This is a genomic window from Bacteroidetes bacterium GWF2_43_63, assembly GCA_001769275.1.
In the GTDB taxonomy this organism is placed as follows: domain Bacteria; phylum Bacteroidota; class Bacteroidia; order Bacteroidales; family DTU049; genus GWF2-43-63.
The window spans coordinates 23,262-35,443 of record MEOQ01000050.1 but is presented as its reverse complement, the minus strand read 5'-3'; the positions used below and the strand labels follow the sequence as shown (position 1 = coordinate 35,443).

Sequence of the window (12,182 nt, the reverse complement as noted above, 5' to 3'; positions counted from 1 at the left end):
TCCATTGTGCTAAATATATCCCAAAGATACAACAAATTAGACATATTCACATCAAGTTCTGTAATATCAAATTTTGCCCCTGTCCTGGATCATCTTCATCAAACGCAGAAAATATTCTTCCAGGTTTTCGCCGGATTCTTTTGGAACGATTTCAAGCGCAGATGTAAAGCTTTTCATCAGAGAAGTGTATTTATTGAAATTTGCTTTCAGCACTTCAATGTTATTTGTTTCCCAGTATTCTCCTTCGTCTTTCAATTCAAAGGATGAAAAATATTTTTTATTCAAATAGCGAAATAAATCAATGATAAACTGATGGATTTCGATTCCGGCGAATTGTGTTTTGACCGAAATCATATATAAATATTCGCTTTGCGGCGGTTCTTTGGCATCGCCCCAGAACTGAAGGTGCATCGGGCTGCTGATGCGGCCGTTCGATAGAAAACAAATCCATACCGGCTCGCATTCAGGAGGCGAGAATACAACGCCGTAAACATCCTGATTGAACTCGTCTTTTCCAAAATCGCCTTCCGGAAATTCGCGCTCAAACTCCTGCACATCCCATTGATGAACTTTGGCAATATCGCGCACTTCATCCATTAATTCCGGTAACAATTCCGGACTGGCAATACTTCCGCTGTATTGAAAACTCAGGCCCATGGCTTTACCAATTCAAAAATTTTACAGTTTCAAAAAAAATAAATATCAAAACAACTGATAACCGGATTTATTTCCGCAACTCTATTCCGGTTTTTAAAATTTCGAAAACAAAAGGATTGTTTGATTCCATATCATTTAAAGACAATGGATGTGGCTCTATCCTTAAATCAAATTTTGAGGCCAATAGCATCAATTGTACCTGAGTATCGAATTTTTCAGAGTCCTGCAGATTGTCAATGATTAATGCAATGTCAATATCACTGTCAGGACGCTGATTCCCTTTTGCATAGGAACCAAATAAATATGCAGTAACATATCCCGGTGTTTGCTCCGAAACTGTTGATATGAATTGTCTTATTATTTTATCTGTTCTTTTATCCATATTCGGTTGATTTTAATTTTTTCAATCCAAATTGAAGTAAATTCAGGCGTGCATTTTTTTTGAAAACTCATTTTATAATCATCGTAACGGGCGTTGATGTTAAATGCAGTTACTGTAATAAAAAATAATTTCTGTTCATCAGTCAATTCCAGTTTGCATTTTTCAGCAAGCAATAATAAATTATGAATAAAAGGTGGATAATCTTTATTTACCTGTACGAAAAAAGCCTTTAGCAGCTTTTCAATCATTAAATGACCTACAAATAAAGCCCAGCTATACTTTTTACTTTCATATAAAGCAAGCATTGTGTCAAAGTCTTCGTCTGAACTTTCAGACCAGAACTTTTGGAATTTTTCACTATCGAAATTCCTATTTTCCATTTCTCAAAGATACAAATATTTTGAGTATTGTTTCAACAATTATTCGGTGTTTTCATTTCTTGTCTTCTGTTGATAAAAATCAAGTTGTTTTTACTGACTCTTTCCTTTGCGAAAACCTGAAAACGACATTGCATTACAATCTACTCTATTTTCTGATGGTTGAAGCATCCGGTTGAATTTCTTCATTTAATATTTTTAACAGTTGTTCCTTTAAAGCGTCGTAATCGGACAGATCGCTGAATTTATATGACCAGTACGAAAAATGGTTATTGTTTTTTTCAACAGCAAGAATATAATCTCCTTCTGATTGCCTTACTGCAGCACTACTCTCAGATTGCACCCAATACTCGATATTTCCTTTGCCGTCGGTTACAAAAAAGCGATATTTTATTGTCTTAAATCCATTGTCTAATACTTCAAAATACTCATATGCCATTACCAGCTTATCCTTCCAATAAAACTGATCATAACAGAACATATCCTCCATGCTATTGGGTAAAACGTTTTTTGTATGTAATTCATATAAACTTTTTTTGTATGACTCGCTTTCCGAATATTTTTTCTGAGCATAAAAAGATTGTATCAATTTGGGAATGGCATCATAATACTTTGGAAATTTTTCCAGACAGGAAATGAGATACGGCTCAGCTTTATCGGCCTGGCCCAATAAAAGATGAAATAATCCGATATTGTACAAGGCGTTTTTATACTCGTTTGAATTTTCACTGACATTATTCAGTACGCACTTGTTGATGTGAATCGCTCTGTTGTAGTTCTTTGTCTCTGAAAGCAAATAAGCAAGTTCATCCAGAATCTGGATGTTTGAAGAGTCAATCTGAAATGCGGTCTCCAGTGTCAGAATGGCTGAATCGGTTTTTCCCAAAGCACTGTAAACTTTCGATTTTCCAAGATAAAAATCCATCTCGTCCGGCAGCAGGTCAATTGCCCTGTTGATATCAGGCAATGCTTCGGCGTATTGTTTCATGTAATACAGAGTCATCCCCCTGTAATAGTACATATCGAAATCAGCCGGCCCTTTCTCAATGGATGCTGATAAAAATTTCAGTGCATTTTCGTCATCTTCAAGCATATAATATGACATCCCGACATAATAAATCTCTTTCGCACTCAGCTTTTTTGTTTTGTCAGCATATTTGTTTATCAAACTCTTGTATTCTCCATTTTTATAGGACTCTCTCATACTCTCCAGATTAGAATCCGTTTGTGCAAAGAGTGTTTGTATACAAAGAATCAGGATTGTTGTGAACAGCGTTTTCATTGATTTCATGTGTTGTTTACTGAATTCATGCGCAATATAGACATTTTTGCCAATTGGTTTATCAAAATGTTATTATTGTTGCATTGAATCTCATTGGCGCGCGCGTCTCTCCTGTGCTGATGAAGGAACTTCCGTCAGCAGGCGCGTGACCATCCAACTCAAAGGTGCTTCGCACACCTTGTTCCTGGGGCCTTCAGCCCAAGGCTAACCTATATTGCGCCGCCGGCGCATCCAATGGTGCTACGCAGCTTTCTTTGATGCCTTCGGCTCATGATGCATTGAACGTTGCGCCTTGTGCACCGCATGCCTTATGCCTATCGACTTACGCCTTATCAAAACATCCCCGGCCAATACCCCTGTTTCAACAACTCCTTTTTTACTGTCTCAAATTCAGTGCGATAAGTTTTCAGCAGCGCGGCCTCACCAAAAAACTCAAAAGCCTTGATTGCTCTTTTGTAAAAATCAATCACCTGAACAGGATGTAAATTCGATTTACTCAGCAAATCATGATTCTGCTTTGCGAAATCGCGGATGCTGTATTGATTGGCTGTCTGAAAAGCCGCCAGGCGATTGGTGTTCAGCACAAACAGACGATTAGTATCGTTGGACTCGAATTCATACCTGCAAAGCTGATCATATTTTTTTATAGAATCCGGCTCTCCAATCTGTGCATACAGCAAAACCAAATCGAGCTGACACGATGAAATTCCGTATTGAAGGTCCAATCGGTTATACAATGACATTGCAGTCTTGATTTCTTTTTCTGCTTCTTTGAATTTTTTCATTCTCAGAAGAACAATTCCTCGCGCTTTGATATTATTTGCCAGCTGAGAATTATCGACAAGCTTTGTCCAAATGGCAATCGCTTCATCAATCAAAGGAAGCGCCCGATCTGGCTTTCCAACTATTTCAGAATAGAGCAGCGCACGATTCAAATATGTCAAGGCAAGTGATTTTTCATTTATATTTTGTTTGTACAGTTCTTCCTTTTCCATTAAAAAATGATCACATTGCCAAGGCGCCAGATAATACAATTGCATCAGCCCATCCAGCAGCTGCTCGCGACTGTTGTTGCAGCTTACAGCCAATCTGTTTTGCAATTCAACAGGAATAATAAAAGGAATAGTATCGAGCTGGTCGCGCACGACAAGCACTGATGCGACAGTCAATTTAATTGTAGATTCAGCAGCATCACTCATGCCGGCTTCAACCAGCAATTTCAGCGAGCGTTCGAAAGGATTGCTTTCGTCAAAAGCAGATACCTCAGGCGCAGTGCCATTTTTGTAATACTTGTCCCATGCTGTTTTGGCAGAAGCTGAACTTCGGTCATAGGCCGTAAACGGAGTCTGCGCAAAAGACGTGCTACTGCAAAACAACAATATTCCAATACAAAAGGATTGAAGAAATTTCATGAAACAATTTTTTGACACAAAATATTTTATGCAAATAAACATCATTTTTTTGAGAGCTTCAAGATATTTGCATCAAATTCTCCCAGGTCACGCGTCAGGAGACGCGCGCCCAATGTAGTTGTTTGTCTCCAATGCCTCCTTCGCCACTCTTTCCATTATTTTGTCCGTCAATCCAACCTGAATGCATTGTGACTGAGTCATCACGTGAAACGTGACAAGCTGTTTCACGTGAAGCTATCTCTCTGCGTTGGATTGTTACCGTCAAAAACTTTCCCGACATTTTAGCCACGCCACTGTCATCCTGAGACCACCAGCAATGCGTGCATCTCAACCCAAAATTGAATGGCACACCCTCGCTGTCATCCTGAGTGCCGCTCTCGCAGCTCATTTGCAAAAAGAGATTTGCGAAGTATCGAAGGAGACAGCGAGATAAACTCCAACATATAAGGGTTGCCAAAAGACCTGCAGACATGGAATCGTCGGGAAGATAGTCATTCAAACACCCAACGATTCCGTGTCCATTCCCTTAATCAATAAGAGTCGGTTGGACGCCAAAATGTTGGGTGCCATTCTTCCACGAAATTCAACCGTCGGAGCTAAAAGAGAACACCCTGTATCCAGCTCCCAATGCGTCAGGGAGTAAAGCAGATCATACATTCCCATGGCCAGTCATAATTTTTTTAATTAAAAAAACACGATTGTTTCGCCAGAATGATTAATTTTGCAGCGGGTAAGTCCTGTACAACCAGCTCCCGCGAACTCCCCCAGGTTCGGAAGGAAGCAAGGGTAAGTGGTTGAAGCGGTGTGATATGGGTACTTACCCATTTTTTATTTTTTGCAAACAAGGAACGACTTAAAGAAAAAAGATAAAAGGCGAAAGATAAAAGAAATCTAGGGCAAGAGATTAAAGTATCCTTTTGATTTTCAAATTACCAAATTTTCAAATTTTCAAATTAAATCATGAAATTTTTCATTGACACAGCCAATCTCAAAGAAATCGAAACCGCACAGAGCTGGGGAATTCTCGATGGAGTGACCACCAATCCCAGTCTCATGGCCAAAGAAGGTATCAAGGGACAGAACAATATTTTGAAACATTATGTCGATATCTGCAATATTGTCGAGGGCGATGTAAGTGCCGAAGTGATTGCACTTGATTTCGACGGTATGATTCGCGAAGCTGAAATTCTTGCTTCGTTGCATTCAAACATCGTGGTGAAAGTTCCGATGACCAAAGATGGGATTAAAGCCGTGAAATATCTTTTTGGCCAGGGAATCAAGACCAACTGCACGCTGGTTTTTAGCGCAGGTCAGGCAATACTTGCAGCAAAAGCAGGCGCCACCTATGTTTCCCCTTTCGTTGGCCGCCTCGATGATATTTCTGCCGACGGCATTGCGTTGATCAATCAGCTGGTGAATATTTTCACCACGCAGGAATACGGTACGCAAATTCTGGCGGCCAGTCTGCGCCATCCGATGCATATTGTTCAGTGTGCCGAAATCGGCGCCGATGTTGTCACTTGTCCTTTTAAAACCATTGAACAATTATTTCATCATCCGCTGACCGATAGCGGGCTGGAGAAATTTATGGAAGATTACAAAAACGCACAGAAATAAATGTTGCTTGAAATTCATCCGGTCAATCCGCAGGAAAAATTTATCATTCAAGTCGTTGAAAGCCTGAAACAGGGCGGCATTGTGATTTTTCCAACCGACACCGTTTATGCACTTGGTTGCAGTCTTTATCAGCCAAAGGCTGTTGAGCGTATTGCACGAATCAAAGGCATTAAAACAGATAAAGCAAAATTTTCAATCCTGGCCGATGGAATGAGTAATCTCAGTGAATACACAAAGCCAATCGGCAACCATATTTTCAGGTTGATGAAAAAAGTTTTACCCGGACCATACACTTTTATTCTTCCTGCCAGCAGCAAAGTACCGGGGATTTTTGAATCGAAAAAAAAGACGATAGGTCTGCGTGTTCCGGATAACATTATTTTGCAGATGATTATTACCCGCCTTGGGCATCCACTGGTCTCAACCTCGCTCCACAGCGACGATGACGACTATCTGGAATATGTTGTCAATGCGGAACTTATTTACGAGAAATATGAAAACCTCGTCGATTTCGTGATCGATGGCGGGCCTGGCGGCATCGAGCCATCAACTATTCTTGATTGCACTGGAGATGATGTTGAAATAATTCGTGAGGGCAAAGGCCCGATTGATATGATCTAGAGTTGTAATATGTAATGAAAACAGTATTGGAAGCCAGTTTTCAGAATATAAAAAATATTATTTCAAGTCCTTGTTGTTAATTGAATATTATTTGTACATTTGCAGTCCGAAATCGGGGTATAGCGTAGCCCGGCTAGCGCGCCTGCTTTGGGAGCAGGAGGTCGCAGGTTCGAATCCTGCTACCCCGACAATCAAAAATCCAACACGAAGTGTGTTGGATTTTTTTTATGCCCATTGCCATGCTCGCATGAGCAATGGGCATAAAAAAATCCAATATTTTCGCGCAGCGAAAATGGATTTTGATTGTCTCTCCCCCACCTTCAGGTTCACGGCGAACAAAGTGAGTCGTAATCCTGAAGCCTCAGGATAATCCTTTCGCGCAGCGAAAATGGATTTTTGATTGTCTCTCCCCCACCTTCAGGTTCACGGCGAACAAAGTGAGCCGTAATCCTGTAGCCCCAAAGAGAATATTTTCGCGCAGCGAAAATGGATTTTGATTGTCTCTCCCCCACCTTCAGGTTCACGACGAACAAAGCGAGCCGTAATCCTGTAACCCCAATGAAAATTCATTCGCGCAGCGAAACGAATTTTCCCTTGTACATGATTTATGAAGCATCATCTGAGCCTGCCTCAGAGACAAAACAAGCCCCCACAAGTGAGGGCTTAACCAACAAACACAAATAAAGTTTATTATTGGATAACTATCTGCTTATATTCTATACCCTTGCTGCTGCTGGCTTTCAGGAAATAAACGCCTTTACCAACGCTGCTCAAATCTACAGGTACTGCAGTACCATTCCATTTAAATTCCATGATAAGTTTTCCGGTGATCGAAAATATTTGCACCATCGCATCATCATTAGAACCCGCGGCTGAAGCCAGTGTCAGGATACCTGTGCTGGGATTCGGAAATATTGTGAGTCCGAATGGATCCTGCAATTCCGCCACAAAGAACGGAGCATCGTCGTAATAGGTGATGAGATCTCCGGCAACAATGATGTACGGATTGTAGGTCTCAAGGCAGTTTGCGCAAGTGCTGCTGTTGCATGCGGGATTGAACGATGAGCAGTAATCAACATACGTTGTATCGAAAATATAAGCTGCATTCACAATTTGACCAATATTTGCAGTCAGATCAAATCGCCAGAGCTGCGGAATAGTGCCAGGACACCAGCCTGAACGATCATAATACCATGTTCCGTTCTGCGGCTGACAACTTGTAGGACTCGGGTTGCAGGTGCGCCACAAATGCTGATCAAAAGCGTTAGTACCATTGATTTTGATATGATGCGTTGATTCACGGAATTCGGCAGCATTTTCCGAATTGTTGCTTCCCCAGCCATGTCCGGATGATACGATACGAATAAAAGCTGATTCAACAGCAATTCCGTATGTTTCTGACAGGTTGAGATCGCGAACCTCTGCAGGCTGCTCAGCAACACCTATTGCAACATATTTTCCGAATGGATAATCATTGTGCCAGAGTGGCGTCACCCAGCTGTACTTATGTGCAGGCGTGCCTTCAAAATATTTAATCTCAATGGTAAGTACTGATTTCGGTGGAAAATTAGCAATGAGTTCAATCTTACCCTGCAGCTGCGATGCCAGATCGGTGATGTCAAGACTGTCGTAACAGGCAACGCCGTATGGAGTAATATAGCGCACCAATTCAATTAATTCGCCATTAGCACCACGCGTATTAATCTTCGCAACGCGGTCCCATTCTTCGCAGCCTTCAGATGGACATTCGTAACTTAAATATGCAATTATCTTAGAATAAGTTCCTGAAAAAACAGGCATTGAAATCGTAGTATCCAATGAGCTTACCACTCCATCATTGGGCTGTGTGGCCATATATAAATGATCAATAATAAATTCCGAGCGCGTGGGTGCTGCCGCCTGACTTACGTAAAATGAAAATGTTGTATCTGTCGATGTGCCACCGGTGCTGTTTGCAATCACCTGAATGCTGTGTGTTCCTTGTGAAAGCGGATCGAAATAAGCGAAATAATAATCATTTTCGGTTGCATTTGCAGTAATTACTGTACCGCCATCAACGATTAGTTCAACATTTTCGATTGACAGAATATCGCTGTGATCAATCGTTGCTGTGGCAAACATCAGCACTTTGCCGAGATCGGGAGCAATAACAGTGTCTGCAGCAATCGGGCATTTGACCGAGAGTTCGGGAAATACACCCAGCGGATCTATCACATTAAATGAAACAGTATCGTTGGCGGCAGCCATCACAACTGTATCTCCGGCCTGGCTGGCAATAACGGTCACTGCACCGGCTGTTCCGGTAAGCGACAGCATATCTCCGGCAACTGTGGCAGGGCCCGATAAAATGGAATAAGTAACCGGCAAACCTTTGTTGGTGTAGGCCAGCAGCTGGAATGGCGCATCGGTAGTGAGATGATCTCCAATGGATGGAAATGTGATGTACTGATATTGCATTCCAGGCGGCACATCGGGCTGACGGATGATGATGTTGTCAAACGCAGCATAGGAGCCCGTGGACTGAATAAATAATTTTGTCCAAGTGGCTGGATCTGTTTTGGTATTGGTGCCAGGCGTAAGGCCCAGATTAATGTTCTGAATCTGTGAAATCGCATCAAATGCGCCACCCGGCGATTTTCCATACAACGAAAGACTGCCGGCTCCACCGTTTGCATCGAAATCGATAATCATTTTATACGTGTTCCATCCGGCATACAAACTATCATAAGTGAACGTTATTTTTGTGCCGTCTGGTTTCATGAAGCAATTCAATGCAGCACTCTGCGGTCTTTTGGTCAGATAAAAACCAATACCACCTTCGTTGCTTTCATAAGCGGCAGTCTGTTCAATACCAGGGACAACATATCCATTTGAATTGGCATCGTATCCAAAACCAAAAAAAGTTCCCCACCATGCAGCCGTTATATCAACCTGAATCTCCATGATACTTGCGTTGGCAAAATCAAACGGAAACGAAGGTGCTGAAACCCTGGATGCTGTGCGGCCTACGTTCGGACCGCCACATGAATAATAGGCACACATCGATAAATCGGGCGGTGTCAAACTGCCATAACCGATGTTAATGTCAACACAACTGGTGTTGCCATCGGCATTGATATTGTTCACCGATGTCCAGCCATCCTGGCCATTAATAACATCCATATTCAGAGCATTGAAATCAATTTTGTTTTCCACCATCTGAGCCAGGCCCGGAGTTACGGAAATAAACACAAAAAAGATTAAAAGGCAAATTGATTTAAATTGTTTTTTCATTAGGGTTAATTTTCTTATTCAACAATGAGTTTCTTAACTGCAATTCCTTGTTCAGTCTGAACTTTCAAAATATAAATACCTTCCGAAAGCTGCGTCAGATCTAGCATGCGTGATTCACCATTCCACCGGAACTGCTGAACCAGATTTCCTGTAACGTCAAGTACAGATACATTTGCATCGCGCATTAAACTAACACTTGTTTCTATGGTGAACACGCCATTGGAAGGATTTGGAAATACTTCCATCTGTATTTCAACTTCCTCGATTGAAACAGGGATCACATCAAAATAGCTAATCAGATCAGCAGCTACATCAATAATCGGGTTGGCAGGATCGGTGCAATCGGTACATGTAGAACCGCTCACACAGCCAGGATTCGCAGAACTGCAAAAATCAGTGTAAGTCGGATCGAACTGATAATTCAGCTCTACATCCTGATGGATATATGAGCTCAGATCGAATCTCCAGAGAATTGGAATCGAGCCAGGACACCAGCCTGCACGATTGTATTGCCATGTTCCTGATTGTGCGTTGCATCCTGTTGGATTCGGATTACAGGTCTGCCACAAGTGTTGCGTGTAAACAGTCGTTCCGTTCACTTGTATGTTATGCGTTGCTTCTTTGAATTCAGCAGCATTGTCGGTATTGTTGGTTCCCCAGTTGTGACCACTGCTCATGATGCGCAGATACGCATGATGAATATAAACATCATTGGTATCCTGCAACGCCACAGTCTTTTCTTCAACCGATTGTTGATTGGCAAAATTGCCAAAGCTGTAATACTGATTGTACCACACTTTTTTCACCCAACTGTATTTTGCCGGGGCTTCGCCTTCGTGATACTTCAGCGTCAGAGTGATTTTCGACTTCGATGGAAAATCGGCTACCAGATGAATTTTTCCTTGTAACTGGGAAACTAAATCCGTTACGTCAACACTGTCGGAGCACGCTTTTGCGTAAGGTGTGATGTATTTGAAAAGTTCTGTTTCTTCGCCATTCGCTCCGGTAGTAAAGATATGACAAACGCGGTCCCATGGCTCACATCCCTCGGGTGGACAATCATAATTCAGATAAGCTGTAACTTTCTGAAAGGTGCCGCTGAATGATGGGAAAACAATAGTTGTGTCCAGACGCATCAATAATCCGAATGTGGTTTGCGTGGCCATATGCAATTGATTGATGGCCACAAATTCCTGCGAAGATGAATCCTGAACGACATTGAATGTAAAATCAGCTGATGTTGTAGATGCGCCACCTGTGCTGGTTGCAACCACATGACCGGTATAACTTCCGTAGGCGGCGGGTTGCCAGTAGCAAATATAATAACCGTTAGCCGTAGCTGTCGCAATATAATCAGTTCCGCCTATCACAAATTTCACTTGCGAAATGGGAAGCAATTCAGGATAATCAATGACTGCCGTTGCGTTCAATGGAATTTTAAGCAGTTTCGGATTTTTTACGGTCGCGCCATCCACCGGATTTTTTATATCCACTTCGGGAAAAACAGCAAGCGGATCCACGGCCTCAAAAGTCTGAGATACATCAGCAGCAGAATCAATGGTGGTACCGTTTCCCGCTTGATGCGCAGTTATTGTCACCATGCCGGGACCTGTAATTGTCACTACAGTATCATTGGTAATTGTGGCCGGCCCGCTGATTGTGAAATTCACAGGCAGACCGTGATTGGTATATGCATGCAATACAAAAGCGGGATCAGTTGTAAGCATTGTGGCCGGAATCGATTCGAAAACGATGTACTGATAACTGGGTCCGTACTGACGAATCACAATATCGTCAAATCCGCCCACACCACCCTGAGAGTGCATGAACAAACGGTTCCACATAGCCGGATCAAGTATATTGCTGCTTCCGGGCGTCAATCCAAGATTCATACTGTTGATTTCGGGAATGGTTACCCATGTGCCGGTCGGTGTTTTAGCATACATGGTAATGGCTCCGGCACCCGCGTTTGCGGTAAAGTCAATCGAAAAACGGAAGACATTCCATGCTGAAACTGAGTTGTCGTATGTGAATGTAACCGTGGTTCCATCAGGTTTTGTGAAAGAATGCAGATTGTGCGCTGTGTTATTGGCGTTTTTCAAAGTAAACCAACAACCACCATCGTTTGCATCTGCTGTTCCAAAATTCAGTGTGCCATTGTTGGTTGCATCATAGCCCCAGCCAAAGCCAATACCCCACCAGTTCACCATCATTTTTACTTCAATTTCCATGATGCCTCCCGCCGAAAAATCAAATGGCAAAGCAGGCGTAGTGAGTCTGGATGCGGTTTGTCCAATGCCAGGTCCACCATGATTGTAGAGCAGACACAATGAATTATCGGGCGACAGTGTCGAACCGCCTGCAGTATAATTCACTTCAAAGTCGCCACCCGAAACGGTTTGGAATGTACTTATCCAGTCATCCTGCCCATTGATTGCTGAGCCAAGGGTTAGGCTGTTGAAGTCGTAAGTGTACATGGTCTGTGCATTCAGTATGCCACATGAAATCATGCATACAAATGCTACTGAAATCAAAAACGCTTTTTTCATATCATCATTTAT

Annotated in this window: 11 protein-coding genes, 1 tRNA gene and 1 other RNA gene; 5 read left to right on the top strand and 8 right to left on the bottom strand. The window is 42.2% G+C overall.

Annotated elements, in window-relative coordinates; all coding sequences use genetic code 11:
- Positions 1-66 precede the first annotated feature (66 nt).
- The 6 genes from A2W93_14075 to A2W93_14050 all read right to left on the bottom strand — a co-directional run bounded on the left by A2W93_14075 (position 67) and on the right by A2W93_14050 (position 4,498).
- Complete coding sequence (locus tag A2W93_14075; protein ID OFY52471.1) at positions 67-657, bottom strand: hypothetical protein; 591 nt, start codon at positions 655-657, stop codon at positions 67-69.
- A gap of 67 nt (positions 658-724) precedes the next feature.
- Positions 725-1,039: a DNA polymerase subunit beta gene (locus A2W93_14070; GenBank protein OFY52470.1), complete on the bottom strand. Its 315-nt coding sequence runs from the start codon at positions 1,037-1,039 to the stop codon at positions 725-727.
- Entirely contained in the window at positions 1,015-1,419 is a 405-nt protein-coding gene (locus A2W93_14065) for a DNA-binding protein (GenBank protein OFY52469.1), read from the bottom strand. Before A2W93_14065 ends, A2W93_14070 begins: the two co-directional genes overlap by 25 nt.
- Positions 1,420-1,564: 145 nt before the next feature.
- Entirely contained in the window at positions 1,565-2,620 is a 1,056-nt protein-coding gene (locus A2W93_14060; GenBank protein OFY52468.1) for a hypothetical protein, read from the bottom strand.
- A gap of 410 nt (positions 2,621-3,030) precedes the next feature.
- A complete protein-coding gene (locus A2W93_14055; GenBank protein OFY52467.1) occupies positions 3,031-4,110 on the bottom strand; it encodes a hypothetical protein in 1,080 nt (359 codons plus the stop codon).
- Between the two features lie 94 nt (positions 4,111-4,204).
- Positions 4,205-4,498, bottom strand: a complete 294-nt coding sequence (locus A2W93_14050; protein ID OFY52466.1) for a hypothetical protein — start codon at positions 4,496-4,498, stop codon at positions 4,205-4,207.
- A gap of 340 nt (positions 4,499-4,838) precedes the next feature.
- On the opposite strand from A2W93_14050, the gene ffs reads away from it, so the two are divergent.
- From ffs to A2W93_14025, 5 genes are all read left to right on the top strand, one after another.
- An RNA gene (gene ffs, locus A2W93_14045) (signal recognition particle sRNA small type) lies at positions 4,839-4,936 on the top strand.
- Positions 4,937-5,070: 134 nt separating this feature from the next.
- Complete coding sequence (locus tag A2W93_14040; protein OFY52465.1) at positions 5,071-5,727, top strand: fructose-6-phosphate aldolase; 657 nt, start codon at positions 5,071-5,073, stop codon at positions 5,725-5,727.
- Positions 5,728-6,348 carry a threonylcarbamoyl-AMP synthase gene (locus tag A2W93_14035; protein ID OFY52464.1) on the top strand — a complete coding sequence of 207 codons (621 nt, stop codon included), beginning with the start codon at positions 5,728-5,730 and terminating at the stop codon, positions 6,346-6,348.
- Between the two features lie 113 nt (positions 6,349-6,461).
- Positions 6,462-6,539 (top strand) — tRNA-Pro (locus A2W93_14030).
- A 295-nt stretch (positions 6,540-6,834) separates the two neighbouring features.
- The gene (locus A2W93_14025) at positions 6,835-7,032 is read left to right on the top strand and encodes a hypothetical protein (GenBank protein OFY52463.1); all 198 of its coding nucleotides are present in this window, start codon (positions 6,835-6,837) and stop codon (positions 7,030-7,032) included.
- Positions 7,033-7,038: 6 nt separating this feature from the next.
- Here the strand turns inward: A2W93_14025 and A2W93_14020 are convergent, their stop codons facing one another.
- Both A2W93_14020 and A2W93_14015 read right to left on the bottom strand, forming a co-directional pair.
- Positions 7,039-9,621, bottom strand: a complete 2,583-nt coding sequence (locus A2W93_14020) for a hypothetical protein (GenBank protein ID OFY52462.1) — start codon at positions 9,619-9,621, stop codon at positions 7,039-7,041.
- Between the two features lie 14 nt (positions 9,622-9,635).
- Positions 9,636-12,131: a hypothetical protein gene (locus tag A2W93_14015; protein ID OFY52461.1), complete on the bottom strand. Its 2,496-nt coding sequence runs from the start codon at positions 12,129-12,131 to the stop codon at positions 9,636-9,638.
- Positions 12,132-12,182: the final 51 nt, after the last annotated feature.